Source organism: Thermogemmatispora argillosa, assembly GCF_059696725.1.
The window spans coordinates 1,282,089-1,298,072 of sequence record NZ_AP019377.1 but is presented as its reverse complement, the minus strand read 5'-3'; the positions used below and the strand labels follow the sequence as shown (position 1 = coordinate 1,298,072).

Annotated in this window: 15 protein-coding genes; 14 read left to right on the top strand and 1 reads right to left on the bottom strand. The window is 57.5% G+C overall.

Features of this window, described 5'->3' with window-relative positions; all coding sequences use genetic code 11:
• Window positions 1-115: 115 nt before the first annotated feature.
• The 3 genes from yhbH to AC6H1L_RS05095 all read left to right on the top strand — a co-directional run bounded on the left by yhbH (window position 116) and on the right by AC6H1L_RS05095 (window position 3,807).
• Window positions 116-1,264, top strand: a complete 1,149-nt coding sequence (yhbH, locus tag AC6H1L_RS05105) for a sporulation protein YhbH (protein WP_497600457.1) — start codon at window positions 116-118, stop codon at window positions 1,262-1,264.
• A 25-nt stretch (window positions 1,265-1,289) separates the two neighbouring features.
• On the top strand, window positions 1,290-2,750 hold the full coding sequence (locus AC6H1L_RS05100; RefSeq protein ID WP_497600456.1) for a SpoVR family protein: 1,461 nt from the start codon (window positions 1,290-1,292) through the stop codon (window positions 2,748-2,750).
• A 247-nt stretch (window positions 2,751-2,997) separates the two neighbouring features.
• A complete protein-coding gene (locus AC6H1L_RS05095) occupies window positions 2,998-3,807 on the top strand; it encodes a hypothetical protein (protein WP_497600455.1) in 810 nt (269 codons plus the stop codon).
• Window positions 3,808-3,934: 127 nt separating this feature from the next.
• Here AC6H1L_RS05095 and AC6H1L_RS05090 read toward each other — a convergent pair whose 3' ends face one another.
• Window positions 3,935-4,546: a sulfite oxidase-like oxidoreductase gene (locus AC6H1L_RS05090; protein ID WP_497600454.1), complete on the bottom strand. Its 612-nt coding sequence runs from the start codon at window positions 4,544-4,546 to the stop codon at window positions 3,935-3,937.
• Window positions 4,547-4,998: 452 nt separating this feature from the next.
• Between AC6H1L_RS05090 and AC6H1L_RS05085 the strand changes: the two genes are divergently transcribed.
• The 11 genes from AC6H1L_RS05085 to AC6H1L_RS05035 all read left to right on the top strand — a co-directional run bounded on the left by AC6H1L_RS05085 (window position 4,999) and on the right by AC6H1L_RS05035 (window position 15,819).
• Window positions 4,999-6,951 carry a hypothetical protein gene (locus tag AC6H1L_RS05085; RefSeq protein WP_497600453.1) on the top strand — a complete coding sequence of 651 codons (1,953 nt, stop codon included), beginning with the start codon at window positions 4,999-5,001 and terminating at the stop codon, window positions 6,949-6,951.
• Between the two features lie 82 nt (window positions 6,952-7,033).
• Window positions 7,034-7,435, top strand: coding sequence for a DUF2203 domain-containing protein (locus AC6H1L_RS05080; RefSeq protein ID WP_497600452.1), 402 nt, complete (start codon window positions 7,034-7,036; stop codon window positions 7,433-7,435).
• Window positions 7,436-7,519: 84 nt separating this feature from the next.
• A complete protein-coding gene (gene prmC / locus AC6H1L_RS05075; protein WP_497600451.1) occupies window positions 7,520-8,389 on the top strand; it encodes a peptide chain release factor N(5)-glutamine methyltransferase in 870 nt (289 codons plus the stop codon).
• 289 nt (window positions 8,390-8,678) lie between these two features.
• Window positions 8,679-10,103 carry a glycosyltransferase family 4 protein gene (locus AC6H1L_RS05070; protein WP_497600450.1) on the top strand — a complete coding sequence of 475 codons (1,425 nt, stop codon included), beginning with the start codon at window positions 8,679-8,681 and terminating at the stop codon, window positions 10,101-10,103.
• Between the two features lie 312 nt (window positions 10,104-10,415).
• Window positions 10,416-10,652, top strand: a complete 237-nt coding sequence (locus tag AC6H1L_RS05065; protein ID WP_497600449.1) for a hypothetical protein — start codon at window positions 10,416-10,418, stop codon at window positions 10,650-10,652.
• Between the two features lie 749 nt (window positions 10,653-11,401).
• A complete protein-coding gene (locus AC6H1L_RS05060; RefSeq protein WP_497600448.1) occupies window positions 11,402-12,172 on the top strand; it encodes an ABC transporter ATP-binding protein in 771 nt (256 codons plus the stop codon).
• The gene (locus AC6H1L_RS05055; protein ID WP_497600447.1) at window positions 12,172-13,872 is read left to right on the top strand and encodes a hypothetical protein; all 1,701 of its coding nucleotides are present in this window, start codon (window positions 12,172-12,174) and stop codon (window positions 13,870-13,872) included. Before AC6H1L_RS05060 ends, AC6H1L_RS05055 begins: the two co-directional genes overlap by 1 nt.
• A gap of 340 nt (window positions 13,873-14,212) precedes the next feature.
• Window positions 14,213-14,491 (top strand): hypothetical protein, encoded by a 279-nt coding sequence (locus AC6H1L_RS05050; protein ID WP_497600446.1) that lies wholly within the window; start codon window positions 14,213-14,215, stop codon window positions 14,489-14,491.
• A 33-nt stretch (window positions 14,492-14,524) separates the two neighbouring features.
• Entirely contained in the window at window positions 14,525-14,722 is a 198-nt protein-coding gene (locus AC6H1L_RS05045) for a hypothetical protein (protein ID WP_497600445.1), read from the top strand.
• A 748-nt stretch (window positions 14,723-15,470) separates the two neighbouring features.
• Window positions 15,471-15,662, top strand: a complete 192-nt coding sequence (locus tag AC6H1L_RS05040) for a hypothetical protein (RefSeq protein WP_497600444.1) — start codon at window positions 15,471-15,473, stop codon at window positions 15,660-15,662.
• A 1-nt stretch (window position 15,663) separates the two neighbouring features.
• The gene (locus AC6H1L_RS05035; protein WP_497600443.1) at window positions 15,664-15,819 is read left to right on the top strand and encodes a hypothetical protein; all 156 of its coding nucleotides are present in this window, start codon (window positions 15,664-15,666) and stop codon (window positions 15,817-15,819) included.
• Window positions 15,820-15,984: the final 165 nt, after the last annotated feature.

Below are 15,984 nucleotides of genomic sequence, written 5' to 3'. Positions count from 1 at the left end.
GGTGGTGGGGTGGCATAAGTGGCGGGGCGAGGCGGGAGCTGGCGGCCGGCATGGCTGACGGTTCATCCCCTGTTCTCTTTTCGCTTCCGCTTCCAGCCAGGAAGGAGTGTGCGCTATGTCCGTCTCACAGCACGATTGGTCGCTGCATCGCAAGGGGCAGATTGACCAGGAGCGCCACAAGGAGAAGATTCGCGAGGCCATTAAAAAGAATCTGCAGGAGATCGTTAGTGAGGAGAGCATTATTCTCTCCGATGGCAAGAAGACAGTGCGCGTGCCGATCCGCTCGCTGGAGGAGTATCGCTTTCGCTATGATCCAGGGCGCCAGACCCATGCTGGCCAGGGCGATGGCAAAAGCCGCGTCGGCGATGTGATCGCGCAGGAGCCCCGCGCAGGCCGCGGCAAGAAGGGCGAGGCGGGCAAAGATCCCGGCTACGACTACTATGAGGCGGAGATCAGCATGGAGGAGCTGTCGGAGCTGATCTTTGAGGATCTGGAGCTGCCTAACCTGGAGCAGAAGCGTCAGCAGGAGCTGCAGACCGACGCGGTCCGCTTTACCGATATTCGTAAGCATGGCCCGCTGACTAACCTCGATAAGAAGCGCACGATTCTGGAGAATATGAAGCGCAACGCCGCGAAGGGCGATCCGCGCTTTAAGGACCTGAAGAATGAGGATCTGCGCTTCAAGGTCTGGGAGCCAACCATTCGCTACGAGTCGAACGCCGTCGTGATTGCCATGATGGATGTCTCCGGCTCGATGGGCGAGTTCGAGAAGTATATCGCCAGAAGCTTCTACTTCTGGATGGTGCGCTTTCTGCGAACAAAATATAATAATGTGCATATCGTCTTTATCAGCCACCATACCGAGGCCAAGGAAGTCACAGAAGAGGAGTTTTTCCACAAGGGCGAGAGTGGGGGAACTCAGGTTTCATCGGCCTATGAGCTGGCGCTGCAAATCATCAAGGAGCGCTTCAATCCGAACGACTGGAACATCTACCCCTTCCACTTCTCGGATGGCGACAATCTCCCCTGGGATAACGATCGCTGTGTGCAGTTGGTGCAGCAGCTCATCGAGCTGTGCAATATCTTCGGCTACGGCGAGATCCGCGAGGGTCATTATCGCTCCCCCAGTACGTTGATGTCGGCCTATAGCCGCATCACGGACAAGAAGTTTGTCGCGGTAACGATCTCCGATAAGAAGGAAGTCTATCCGGCGCTGCGCAAGTTCTTCGCGCGCCGCGGCGATGCTGTGCCTGCTGGCAGATAAGTGCAACTGCAAGGGAGAGATGCCTATGGCGGATAGCGATCTGGAGCGCCTGCGTGATCGCATCGGCTATGCCTGGGAGATTGCCCATGAGTTCGGGCTGGACCCCTTCCCGACTCATTTTGAGCTGGTCCCGGCAACCATCATGTACGAATTCGCTTCCTACAGCCTGCCGGGCCGCTTCAGCCACTGGACCCACGGAAAGGCCTACTACCGTCAGAAGATGCTCTACGATCTGGGGCTGAGTAAGATCTATGAGATGGTAGTCAATACAAACCCCAGCTACGCCTTTCTGATGGAGATGAATGATCTGCTCCAAAATACCTTTGTGGCGGCGCATGTCTTCGGGCATACCGATTTCTTTAAGAATAATGTCTACTTCCAGCACACGTCACGCCGCATGATCGAGCGCGCCAGTCTGAATGCGGAGCGCATCGCGAAGTATGAGTTCGATCATGGCAAGCTGGAGGTGGAGCGCTTCCTTGATGCTGTTCTCTCGATTCAGGAGCATGTCGACTACCATCTCTTCTTGAAGGGGGAGGCTGATGAGGAGGAGGAGCAGCGTCGGCGACATGAAGAGGCGCGTACGCGGCCTTCGACGGAATATGATGATCTTTGGGAGCTGGATCGCGAGGAGAAGGAGCGCCGTGCCGAAGAGGAGCGCGAGCGCCGCCGCGGTCGTCCTCCGAAGTTCCCCGAGAAGCCGCAGAAGGATCTCCTACTCTTCTTGATCCGCCATTCGCCCATTCTGGAACCCTGGCAGCGCGATATTATCGAGATTGTGCGTCAAGAGTTCCTGTACTTTGTGCCTCAGATGCAAACCAAGGTTATGAATGAGGGATGGGCCTCGATATGGCACTCGCGCATCATGCGTGAGATGGCCGACCGCGGCATTATCTCCGATGCCGAAACGGTGGAGTTTGCCCGTATGCATGCGAGCGTCCTCTCTCCTTCGCGCACATCGCTCAATCCCTACTACCTGGGCTACAAGATTTTCGAGGACATTGAACGCCGTTGGGATAATCCGACGAAAGAGGAACAGGAACGCCTTGGACGCAAGCCTGGGATGGGACGTCAAAAGATCTTCGAGGTGCGCGAGCTGGATAACGATGTCTCGTTTTTGCGCAACTATCTGACAAAGGAGCTGGTCGAGGAGCTGGATCTCTACCTATATAAAAAGGAAGGCGATGAGTGGGTGATTGTAGAAAAGAACTGGGAGAAGGTGCGCGATGGCATCGTGGCCAGCATGACGAACTTCGGCTTCCCCTACATTGTGGTTGACGATGGCGACTATCGCGGCAATCGCGAACTCTACCTGCGCCATCTGCATGAGGGCCAGGATCTCGACCTGGTCTATGCCGAAAAGACGCTGCAATATGTCTATCAGCTCTGGGGACGCCCGGTGCACCTGGAGACGGTCTACGATGGCAAGCGTATTCTGCTCTCTTACGACGGCGAGCGCAATAGTAAGACCACGCTTGAGCGCTAAACTCTGGTAGCTCGCCTTCTCCGGGTCTGCTCCACCGGGCTGGCGCGGCAGCCGCAGGTGTTGAGGATCAGCTCAGCTCGCTGCCGCGCTCTTGTCTTTTTGGGAAACTTCGTCTATAATACTTGTTACGCGCAAGAGTATCTTGTCTTACATCTCCTCCAGGCACTTGAGGGGTCTCGCATATCGTTGATAGATTCTCCTCTCCTCTCCTGGCATGGATCGGTGAATTCGTCTAAAGGAGGATTCCATGCCATTTGGCCCTCATTTGCTGATTTCTTCTGAGGCAGAGCAGTGGGTGCTGAACCGCGTTTACTATGAACCACTGCAGGACGATCGAGAGACTTTTGCCAATGCGCTGAGTCAGGTGATCGACGAGGCCCGGTGGTATGTAGTTACGGCTGCGCTGCCCTATCAGCGTGGTTTGCCCAAGGGAATCATGGTGCGCGTCGCTCTCCAGGGGGAAGAGGCCTTAACGGCGGCTCATGAGGAGGTACTGCAGGCAGAGGGATTCAGCCCAGAGGCCCTGGGCTGGGTGCTGCGCTTCCCTCTCAGCTGGGAGCTGGACCCGGACTATCGCATGCTCCAGGAGGAGCTAGAGCGGCGGGCCGATCTGCGTGATCCGCGCCTTCCTCACGATGAGCATAGCAGCGTCGCGGTGCACAACATGAATGTCCTCAGAGAGGCGGCGCGTGAGGCGCTCGGTCTCAACCTGGATGGCTCCTTTGAGAGCGTCAAAAAGCTGGATGAGCTCCTCCTCTTGGAGGGGGTGGAGGAGGAATGGCGCTTTCGGGTCCTCTCGCCGGCGACGCTGATCGCCTGTGGAGACTATACGGCTGAGGTGGCGGTGCGCACCTTTCCTGAGCTGCACTGGAGCGACGATATAGCGGATGAGGCTCATCCACTGGCATTTGAGGGAAGGCTCACGCCAGAAAGTGGTAGTGGAGGAAAGATGAACCCCCGCGGTAAGGCCAGAAAGCGCTGTCTTTACGGAGCTGGCGACTCGCTCTATAGTTTGATCGCGGTCGTGATTGACTTGCTGCGCCGGAACCGCTTCTAGCTCTCTATCTGAGCTGCCGCGCCGCGCCGGTGCTCCGGCCAGCCTTGCTGAGGTCAAGCTCTGGCAATGGCGGGACGGGGCGACCGGCGCGCGGTCTCTGCTCTGTTCCCTGCTGGTGAGAAAGCTGCTACCAGTAGCGCTCTTCCTTCCACGGATCGCCGCGATTATGGTAGCCGCGCATCTCCCAGAAGCCGGGGCGGTCCTCAGCCATGAACTCCAGGCCGTCGAGCCACTTAGCGCTCTTGTAAAAGTAGAGCTTAGGCACGACCAGGCGCACGGGGCCACCGTGGTCCGGCTCCAGGTCCTTGCCATCATGCTTGATGGCGATCAGCACATCATCATCGTCGAGGCTGGAGAGGGGCATATTGGTGGTGTAGCCGGTCCAGGAGTGGGCCATGACATATCTGGCGCTCGGCAGCGGGCGGGCGCGCTTGAGGATCTCGCGGATATGGACGCCCTCCCAGGTGTTATCGAAACGGCTCCAGGTGGTGACGCAGTGGATATCGGTCGTGATAGTCACCCGTGGCAGCGCGAGAAACTCTTCCCACGTCAGTTCAAAAGGATGTTCGACCTCGCCAGTGATCTTGAGCCGCCAATCAGGTGGAAAGCTTGGCGTGCGCTCGTAGCTCAGCACCGGCCATTTTTTGGTCAGGTACTGACCGGGTGGTAGCCGATCCTTTTCCTCTTTGACATTGGAATTGGTCGCTGTTTCAGAGGCCTGTCGTCTGAACAGACTCATGCTGTGTGACTCCTTATGCCTGGTAATTCCAGGTAAGCAATGGCGGGCAAAGGTCAGACGGACAGCGCACGAAAGAGCCGAGCGGCGCGCTGCGTCCCGGCTCTCTAGCTTGTCCGATCGATCGCTTGCACTTTCTTGTCGTTCTCTGGTTATGTTACAACACTAACAACAGTCTCGCCCAGGGAAAAATTCCCTGGCTGCCAGCGATCGGCCAGCAAGGGTATCGGGAAGACTGCGGATGGGCCAGGTGTTGTGCTTTGCCTGACCAGGCACTACAATAAAGGGGCGGCGGTGCCAGCGACGGCGCTGGCTGGCCTCAAGATAGAGGCTCAGCGTGTGGAGCGGAGCAGTACGAGGGCCGAGGGCAGAAGGGTCCTCGCTTCATGGATGAGCAGCATCCCAAGGGAATCATTAGAGAATCTCTCGGAGGCAGAGGCAGGAGAAAGCGCGCGATGATTACAGTACTTCTGGCAGTCGGTGGGGCGCTGATTGTCATGGCAATATTGACAGTGGGGCGTCTGGGATTTGGGCGGCGGGAGCCTTTTGTGGCCAGTCGCTTTCTGCGCTGGCTGGCTGGCTATTTTCTCTTCAATGTCGTCTTTTGCTTTCTACTAGTCTATTTCGAGTTGCCGGCCCTGACTGGGCCGCTGGGAGGCTGGCAGTGGGTGCTCTGGCCGCTGGCCATCAGCAGCCTGGCGAATCTCTTGCCGCTGCTGCGTCCGATTCTCAACGCGCGGGAGGAGAAGGTGGTGGTGGGCCAAGGGAGAGGCAGGCAGGCGCAGGGGCGTGGGGAAGCCAAGCCAGAAGACAGAGGGCAAGAGGGCCGGACAATCTCTCGTGGGGCGGTAGCGGCTGGACTCTTTGGATTGGTGGTTGTAGGCGTTGTAGGGCTGGTAGTGTCTGGACTCATCGTCGTCTTCACCACGTGGTTTGACAGCAATGCCAAGGCCCTGGCTTCCATTCCGCAGATCAAGGCGGCCAACTCGCCGACGCTGCCGCCGACTGATCCTAATCATATTGTGCTCGTCAGCCAGGGCGTCGCTGCCTACGAGGGGCAGCAGGTCCTGGGGGCCACAGGGCAGAATCTCGGTTCAACTTACAATCTGAACCCTAGCAGCTATACTCTGCAGTCTATCAATCACCATCTGTACTATGTCGCGCCGCTCAGCTACAACAACATCTTTGTGAACCTCTCTAACCCGCGTACTCCCGGCTTCGTAGTGGTCGATGCCGAAGATCCCCAGGCAACACCGCGGCTCATGACTGGCGGCGATAAGACCCTGGCCTATCTGCCTGGGGCCCTGCTCAATCAGGATTTGCTGCGGCACGTCTACCTGAGCGGCTACACCTATGGGCGCCTGGTCGATCCAACGCTGGAGTTGGATGATCACTATCATCCCTACTGGACCATCTCCGTAATGCAGCCTTCGCGCGGCTATACAGGCGATGTGCTGACGGAGGTCCTGCTAGTGGATGCCCACACTGGCCAGATCACGCGTTATCGCCCTCAAGATGTGCCGGGCTGGGTGGATCGCGTGATGCCGGCGGCGACTGTCACGCAATACTTGCAGTGGTGGGGCCTCTATCATGCCGCTCCCTGGTTTAATCCTTCGGGCGCCAATCAGCAGGTGCCGGCCAGTGAGCCTCAGCTCCTCTATAACAGCGTTGATCAGCCGGTGTGGCTGGTGCCGATGACCTCCTCATCGCTGAATGATAATTCCAGCACGGGCATTGTTCTCTTTGATACCCACACCAATCGCGGTACCTTCTATCCGCTGACGGGGATTGGGATCGGTAGCAATGTCGAGAATACTATTCAGTCAGCGCGCGCCAACGTGCGCAGCTACGATGTCGATAGTGTGCAGCTCTATCAGCTCTATGGAGAACCGACCTGGGTTGCGATCTTTGTCCAGCACGTCAGCAGCGGCAGCATCTTTCAAGCGGTGGGTATCGTAGACGCGCGCAACCTCAACGGCAGTAATGTCCAGTACGATACAACACTGAGCGGCGCCTTGCAAGCTTATCAGCAGTGGCTGACGCAACAGGCGACGGCGACCAGTCGTCCAACCAGTGGCGCAACCAAGACCGTGGTGGCCAGGGTACTGCGCATTGCTTCGGTACAGGAAGGGTCGAACACGGTCTTTTACCTGCAGCTTGCTGGCCAGCCGTACATTTTTACTGCCAATCTCTCGCTTTCGCCAAAGCTGCCGCTAGTGCAGCCGGGAGACGTGGTCAAAGGCGACTATTATGATAGCGGTGGTCAGGTGATGGTCTTCAAGACCTTTGATGATCTGAGCATTCAGCTCGCTGGGCCAGCGACCACCCCTCAGCCGACGGCTTCTCCGCTGGTGACGCCAACGCCGACGCCTGCGGGCAAGAAGGGCACCCCCTCTGCTGGTCGCTAGTCATGGGAGCGGCTGCGTAAGGGCTGCAGACAGCGCGAGTGAAAGCAGAAGCAAAGGAAGGAAGGAAAGAAGGAGGGTTGGGATGCCTCATTATTTTTCCCGAGAGGAGGCCGAGGCCCTGCTACCGGTGATCTCGCCGATCTTGCGCCGTATTCAGGAGCAGCGGCGCAGGCTCAGGGAAGGGGAGGAGCGCGCTCATGCTATCCGCCTGCGTATCATGAGGAACGGCCATAATGTCAACGAAACGATGATGGAGATTCAGCGGTCGCAGGCGCTCTATCTGCGACGGCTGCAGGAGGCGCTGGCGGAACTCAGCGAGTTCGGCTGTGAGTTAAAGGACCCGGACATGGGCCTTGTGGATTTCTTGAGTCTGCGCGACGGGCGTGAGGTCTATCTCTGCTGGCATCTGGGCGAAGAGCGCATTAAGTATTGGCATCCGCTTGATGCAGGCTTCCAGGGGCGGCGCCCGCTCGATGAGGAATAAGGGGAGCATGGGGCCAGGCCGAGTCGCTAGTTGGCTATTCTGCCGGGGTGAGCAAGAGCAAGGAAGCGCTGGGGAGGAATAACGATGACCGTGAAGGAGGCTCTGAAATGGGGAAGGCAGATGCTCCAGATGGCGGGTCAAAGCGCCCAGGAGGCTGGGCGAGATGTACAGGTGCTGCTCGGCCATGTCTTAGGGGTGGAACGCTCGGCCCTGTATGCCCATCCTGAGCGAGAGCTGACGGACCGCGAGCTGCAGCATTTGACGACCCTGCTCGCGCGGCGTCAGCGTGGCGAACCGGTGGCCTATCTGCTGGGGCACAAGGAATTTTTCGGCGTCGATCTGTTTGTCGATCGGCGCGTGCTGATCCCCCGGCCTGAAACCGAGCTGCTGGTAGAGGCGGTGCTCACCGAAGCCCGAAGCCGTCTGGAGCGGCGAGAGGTGCCAGTCATAGCCGATATCGGCACCGGCTCAGGGGCTATTGCCGTGGCCCTGGCAGTGAGTGAGCCACGTTTACCCTATCTCTATGCCTGTGATAGCTCGGCGGCGGCGCTGGAAGTGGCACGGCTGAACTGCGAGCGCTATGGAGTCAGCGGGCGTGTGCGTCTGCTACAGGGCGATCTGGTGCAACCGCTGCCTGAGCCGGTTGATCTGTTAGCGGCCAATCTTCCCTATGTCGGACTGGAGGAGCGGGAGCAGCTTGCCCCCGATGTGCGCGACTTTGAGCCGCCCGAGGCTCTCTTTGCCGGTCCTCGCGGGCTGGCCTTGCTAGAGCGCTTATTGCTGCAACTCCGTGAGCGTCCTGTCCTCAAAGAGCGGGCTGTGGTCTTTCTGGAGATCGGTGATCAGCAGCGTGAGGCGCTGGAGTCCTTTGCGCGCCAGCTCTGGCCCTCTCTGGGTCTGGCCTGCCGCCGGGATTATGCGGGGCATGAGCGTCTCCTCATACTGACTTTTTGAGTGAGATGGCTTCTGTCTGTAGGCCGGCTAAGGGGCTATACTATAGCGAAAGCGCAGCGAGCGTCCTAGAAAATGGGAGAGAGGCCTGCTCTTCCCCCCTTCTGGACTAGTATAAATCGGCGAAGTCATTGCGTTCCTTTTGAGGGAGTCCGTATAATCGGACTACCGTAACGCTCCTGGCTGAACTCATCCGCAAGAGGAGTGCGGGAACTGCCAGCCAGAGAGCGACGGAGAGGCTAATGAAGAACACAGTGAGGAGCAGCGCTTAGCTCCTCACAGGAGACGGTAGATGGTCCAGGCCGGTGACTTACAGTTGATTGTAGCGGCGCTCTTGCCTGTGGCTTCCTGGCTTCCTCCGCTGGCGTTGCCGTTGCTCGGAGGGATTGCGGCGTTTGTGCTGACCTATCTGCTGACCTTTGCTGTGCGGGCGCTCTGTCTGCGCATGGGCTGGCTCGATTACCCCTCTGAACGCCGGGTCCATACGGTTCCTGTCCCTCGTTTGGGTGGCGTGGCGATTTTTCTTTCTTTTGTCGTGGCTTCGTTGCTTTTCTATACACCAGCACATAATATTCCTACTTCTCTCTATGTTGAAAGTACTGTCTATTGGTTGTTTTTACTGGCTTCATTGCTACTAGTCGTGGTGCATTTAATCGATGATTTGATTGGTTTGCAGCCTCTGATCAAGCTGCTGGCGCAGACGGTGGCGGCGGCGATTCTGCTGGCCCCCTGGGATGGACGTTTTCACGGCATCTTTCTCTTTTCGTTCAATAACCCGTTTGCTCCTGGCCTGGTTTATCTGGGAGTGCACGATAACGCAATTACGCTGGCGGCGATTCCGGCCCTCTGCTTTACGTGGTTCTGGATGGTCGGGATGATGAATACGGTCAATCTGATCGATGGGGTCGACGGGCTGGCGGCGGGCGTTGTGGGGATCACTGGTTTCTTTACTGCTCTGATTAGCTGGGTCTTTCATCAAGAGAGCATCGCGGTGTTGGCGGCGATCTTCACGGGGGCTGTGCTGGGCTTTCTGCCCCATAACTGGAATCCAGCGCGCATCTTTATGGGTGATACAGGAGCAATGTTTCTGGGGCTGGGGCTGGCGGTGATGTCGACGATTGGCGGCGCGAAGCTGGCGCTGGCCCTGATGCTGCTCGGTGTGCCGATTCTCGATGTGGCGGTGGTGGCGATTAATCGTATTCGACATGGGCAGCGCCCCTGGCACTACGATAAGACCCATTTGCATCATCGTTTGATGGCTGCTGGTCTGACGGTGAAGCAGATCTGTTATCTCTTCTATGGGGTGACCTTCTCCTTCGGGGTGCTGGCCGCTGGCTTGTCGATTCTGTCTCTTGATATTGCCAACAGGCAGAATGCGCATCTCTTTAAGTTCATCAGCATCTTGTTAGTGGTGTTGATTATGGTGGTGTTGATTGTGTGGATCGATTATCGCCAGCGCCAGCGTGGTGGACGTCTGCAGCTGAATGGCCCCTCTCCTTCTCCTTCTGGTACCTCAGATAGTGCTGCTGGCACGACAGCGCTCCGTGAGACGGCGCTGCCAGCGGAGCAGATAGCTTCGGCTTCTCCCCCGACAGAGACGCAGGCCAGCGGTAATAGCCGGGCACAGCAGGCCTCGGGTGACGCGGGACCCGTCCAGCTCGACAGTCTGCCACCGCGCGCCGGTATGGATCAGGCACGTGAGTCGCCTTTAGCCTAGCTAGACTAGTTCAGGCCTACTACCAGTTCGAATCGACTGCCTCTACGTCTTTTGAGGCATGGTTGTCCTTACCTGCATCCTTGCTGCGCGCTCCCTTGGCATGGCCGTTCAGAAATAAATCCTCTGATGAAGAAGGTGGTTTTGATTATCTCGAAGGATCTTGCTGTGATACACGAGCTAGTCAAGGTAGCCCAAGGAAGTGCCTTCACTGATCTCCTCTGCCGAAATCGTTAAGCAAAAGACCAGGAAAAAGACTAAGACCTGTGCTGGTCCGAGCCGACTTGTGCTGCTATTCTCGAAAAGAAGAGGTTTTTGAAGCAAAGAGGTCTGACGCTTTCTGACCCCTTGCTAGGGGGCTATTATCTTGACCGACAGACAGGGCAGCTCTGGAAACGAGAGACGCTCCTGTTGCTCAGCTATATACAGCCGGTGGAATCGGCGCAGGATGTAGCGGTCTCATATAGTCGTAGTGGTCAAGAATATAGTCTGGACATTGTCCTTGCTAGTCGACAGCAGCAGACAGGAGAGGGTTACGTTTGTCAGCCATGATGGACATATTGAGCTGGCGGCGCGTTTATTTCTCCTGGGGAACAAACAGATTTTACAGGTAGCTCCATGATATGAACAGGGCCTTATGACACCTGCTGTTCCGTAGCGCTCGGATCAGTGTCACGGCGACACAAGGTCCTTGCATGTGGCTGTTCTGGCCTTCGAGAGCGGCCTGTATCTTATAGGGAGGCATTGCTGCGTAACAGTTTGCTGGCTATCCTGATTCTTCTGAGCGGTGTCTACAGTGCTCCGCAGCCTGTTTCCCTGGTTCTCCAGTCTCCAACGACACAGGACGCGCTGGCTTTCCTCTTAGCAGTTAGTGCCATTGAACTTTACTCTATCGCCGTGGGGCTCTGGAGAATCATGGAGGGGATTAAAGAGGGAAAGTTTTATGAGTAAGGCTGAGCGGTTTCTCGCTGTGCTGCTCTTCGGGATTGCGCTCCTCGATAGCATCGCTGTTTTAGCGCTGGCGTTTCTAGCGAGCTTTTGGTTAGCTTTTGCTCTCCTTGTCCTGGCGTGTTTATTCGGTGTCACTGGGGGAGTGGCGCTGGGCTATGGATATGTTCGCCGCCACAATCTGGAGCAAGCAGGGCAGCTAGCAAGTGAGGCACAGCGATCTGACAAGAGTAGGGGCCGGAGCAGCCCTCCCAGTCATTTCCTCTTGTTGGGCTGGGGAATGCTCGTCGCAGCCCTTGTGCTCCTTGGACTTAGCATATTTTGGTGGCATTAGACGCAAGGAGAGCCACAGGATGGAACAGAGCGAACGTGGCCTGCCGCTCTTAGAGGTTGAAAGACTCAGCAAAGCCTATGGATGTTTACAGGCTGTGGATCATATCAGCTTCCAGCTCTGGCCTGGCGAGCTGGTGGCCCTGCTTGGCGAAAATGGGGCGGGAAAGACAACGACCTTACAGATGCTGGCCGGCCTGCTCACTCCGAGTGAAGGGAGCATTTATCTGCGTGGGCAGCGCCTGACTGCAGATGAACTGAAGTCGCTGGTTGGGTATATGCCTGAAATGCCCACGCTCTATCCGGGGCTGACTGGTCAGGAGTTTCTAGAATTTGTAGGAGGTCTGCGTGGCTTTTCTCGCGCCTCCTGTCGCGAGCGCGCCAGCGAATTGCTGGTGCGCTTTGGCCTGGAGGAGGTAGCACAGCGGCGCATTCGCGCCTACTCGCAGGGAATGAAGCGCCGCCTGGTGCTCTGTGCGACGCTCTTGCACCAGCCGCCACTATTACTGCTTGATGAGCCGCTGAATGGAATCGATCCCTCTGGGGTGATGCTGGTGAAGCGCGAGCTGGCCACTTTAAGCGCCCAGGGACATGCGCTGCTTATCGCAACGCATCTGCTGGATGTCGCGGAGCGTCTCTGCGGGCGGGCAATCATTCTGGGGCGAGGCCGTATTGTTGCTGATGGGAGCCTTGACGAGCTACGGGCGCGGGCCGGAGAGAGCACACTGGAACAGATCTTTGCCAGGCTTGCATTGGCCTCCTCGGCTGAGACGATGAGGGAAGAGGGACGGTAATGAGGGAAGAACGTCGGGGGAAAGCGAGGCCATTGGTGAGTCCGAGGCCAGGCCGCTGGCGCCATCAACTGGTGGCGCTGCTGTGTCTGGAGTGGTGGCTACTGCGCGCAGGCTGGCAGGAAGTGCCCTGGTGGCGGCGCGGTGTTCTCTTGCTGGGCCTGCTGCCGCTGCTGGGTCCCAGTCTCTCTTTGCTGGCGGCTACGCTGCTTGTTCCCGCACTCGTGGCTAAATGGTTGCCGGCGGGGATAACAGTGGCCTTTGGGCTGCTGTTGGTCTTCCAGACCCTGCGAGCACCGGGGCTGCTCTGGGAGGGCGACGAGCTGATCTGGTATCTGCTGGTCCCTTTGCCCCGCTCATTGCTGCTGTTACGTCCGCTCTACCGCCTGCTCCGGGAGCTATTTCTAGCGACTATCATGCTCCTCTTGTTACCATCGGTAGTAGTCTGGCTGGCGCATGGCACTGGCGGCCTCATCGGGCAGCTCTGGCTGACTGCTGCCTATCTGCTCCTGCTCTGCTCGCTCTTGGCGCCCACGGGCTTACTGTGCTTGACCTGGTGTCTGGGGATCAGGCGGGCGAGAAGTACTGTGGCCGCGGCTGCCGTGCTGCTCTGCCTTCCGGCCCTGTTGATCGTTGGGCTGCCGCTGGGGGCCGTCCTGTGGGGGGGAGAAAGCTGGCTGGCGAGGCTGGGCGCTGGGATACTGATGCCGGCGACCCTGCTACTGAGGGCGGAGGAGGGCCTCCTGAGCGGGCGGCTGACGGGAGCTGATGAATTGGTCTTGCTGGGAGCGCTCTTGCTGCTGATAGTGCTGGGTGCTGGCTATGGCTGGTTGGGAGGCCATCTCTATCAAGGCATCTGGGAGGGTTTGCAGGAGCAGCGCGAGAAGCGGAACCGGCGGGCTGCAGCGCTGGTAAAGAGGCATCCTCTTTGGGAACTGGCCTGGCACATGCCTGGTCTGCCCCCTCCCTGGGCGGCCTTGCTTGGCTACTGCTGGCGGGAAGGCTTGTGGAGCTGGGCCGATCTGCCTACCATCGTGGTCGATCTGGCCATCTCTGTTGGAATCATGGCCGGCATCCTCCTATCGCCGGGGGGGCTTCAGCTCTACCGTGATCTCTGGCCTCTCGTGGGGGTGCCCAGCCTGCTGATGGGAAGCCAGCCAATGCTACTCGTGCTGTCCAGAGGATTGGCTAAGCGACTGCTGCAACCGCGCTGGCTCCTGCGCAGTGTGCCTGTCCGCGCCGGTGGCCTTTTTGGAGCCTTATGGTTGGCTGCCCTGCTGCCGTCATTGCTCATCTGGCTTGGCCTCGCCCTGATCGTCGGGTGGCTGTTGCGTGCTAATCTTCTGGCGATCGGCCTCTGCCTGCTAATGCTAGGGCTGGGACTGGCGGCTAACGTTGCCCTCTCGCTGATGGTAGCTGTATTTGGCCTGGCTGATGGAGAACGACTGTTTTTCCCTATCCTTCTGCCGATGGCCATTCCAGTCATGCTCTTGTCGCTCTGCGTAATCCTGATAACTGCACTGCTCTTCATTCCAACATTACCGAAGCCCCTGCAGCAGGAAGTGGGTCTCTACATGCTCTCTCCAGGTACAAGCGTGCTAGTGGGGGCGCTTGCCCTTTGTCTGCTCGCCAGTATGGCTGCATTTGCTTCTTGGTTCGGGAGCAGGAGACTGAAGCGTCTCCTGAGTCACGAGTCCATATAAGCGAATAGGTGTTCTGAGAAAGGTGTCCGAAGCCGAAAGCAAGGCAGTGTCTATGTCGGTAGCACTCATTGGACTCTGGGTATTAGTGATCAGTCTTGCTCTGTACACGATTGCTCTTGGGGGCGCGCTTCTCTCCCTCCGGCGGGCGCTCCGCCTCGTCAAGAAAGTCTGGCTCTGTGGACGGAAGCAGTTATCTTGGAATTTTAACTGTGAACTTGACGATCTGCTAACGCTCTATTATACTAGGAGAGGATAAGTGGTAAGGGAGAAAGTATATAGTTTAAGAGCTTTGCTCTTCTGTTAGTCTGCAAGTGGGGCAGCCCAGAGAGGAAAGGGCTTCATGCCACATCCGCCGATTTGGATTCAGTCGCTCCTGTTGCGCTCAGCGCGATCCTCGCCAGGAATCTCCCAACTTGTCGGGCAAAGGATGAGAGAGGCTGGTATACAGGAAGTCGAGCAAGTAGCGGGAGCCATCAGGGAAGAAGATGCTGTCACTGGCCTGGGGGTGATCTCCATCTATCAGCAGAGCACGGTCATGGCCCCTCCCAATAGTTCACGTCCTCTTGCCTACTGGCCTTTGACCATCCAGCCTATCGTACTCCTGGCCGCCTCAAGATGAGTATTGTCAGAGAGCCGGTGGAGTTTGTTGCTTTTGAGTCAGGTCGGTCTCTATCTGATCAGAGCCTACCTGAACGGAGAGGAGGCGTCTTATCTGCCCCTGATGATCTTGCACGAGAGAGCGGTGGCCTGGCCTTCCCTGAGAGGGCTGGAAGCGCAGGATAGCTACGTCGGGCGGCTTGAACTGTTTGAAACAGGTCTGGAGGTGTATTGCCGTGTCCTGCCTTTGTAGGGAACCGTTGCTGTGGGCGCTGCGCTACCAGTCGCTGGCTGACGATGTGGGCGAGCGATCTCTGGTTCTGCTGACCGTGAGGTGCCTGGTGGTGCTGATGCTGGCGGGAAGCTCCTGACAGCTTCTCTTGGGGAGGGGAAGGAGAGCGCTGGAGGAAGAGCAGAGAGGGCCTCGCTCAGGGCGGCCCGCTGGTGGTTCTTGTTGGGGAGGCGGCAGGGGCGAGGTGACCTGACTGACTCGCCTGGTGGGCCATTGGCAACGGTGCGGGGTCTGGGCTTGGGCCGAGCAAGAATGAGCCTGGCCCGAGGGGCTAAGCTGGGCAGGGGGAGGCAAGAAGAGCGGTCCTCTGGATGCGGGCAAGAGGGTGGGAGGGCAGATCTTGCGACTTACTGACGGAGCTTCCTGTAAATTGTGCTCTTCTGGACTAGTGCGGTGATGGAATGACTGGGGAAGAAGACTAGTAAAAGGACGAGCGAAGGTGATGGCGTGCTCGGTGAGCATCTGGCATTCTTGGCGTAGGCACACCTTAGCGGGTGTGCACGATAGACAATCGTCGCGTGAGAAGATAATAAGTGTAATGGCAACGGAGCCTGGCTCGACGAACTGATCTCGTAGGATCTATTGTATGGTGTTGCTTTTTTTGAGATGTACTATTGATTTGGTGATTTAAGTTTAAATATGCAAAAGTTTGGCTAACTATTCTGATCGCTGGAGAGCTGTATAGACCCTTTACGGAGGAAATTGAGTCGTGCTGCTCACAGTTCTTGCTCTTTTATGCCTCTTTGTGTTATTGATCAGCGATGCGCTCCTCTGGCTGCGAGTGTGGCGTCTGCCTCCTGGCCCGGAGCGCGTGGGTCAACTGATTGGAGCGCTAGGCGGCTTCGTCGCTGTACTGGCGGCTGGCTTCTTTGTTTTCTTGACGCTCAAAGGAGGTTCTTGAAATGCCTTGTCCTGAGCAAATAGTGATACTGGAAGCGGCGATCCCGGTGCTTAGTGTAGCACTGCTGGTAGCTCTCATTATGCTCGTCAAGGAGATCCAGCTCTGTGGACGGAAGCAGTTATCTGGGATTTCAACTGTGAACTTGACGATCTGCTAACGCTCTATTATACTAGGAGAGGATAAGTGGTAAGGGAGAAAGTATATAGTTTAAGAGCTTTGCTCTTCTGTTAGTCTGCAAGTGGGGCAGCCCAGAGAGGAAAGGGCTTCATGCCACATCCGCCGATTTGGATTCAGTCGCTCCTGTTGCGCTCAGCGCGATCCT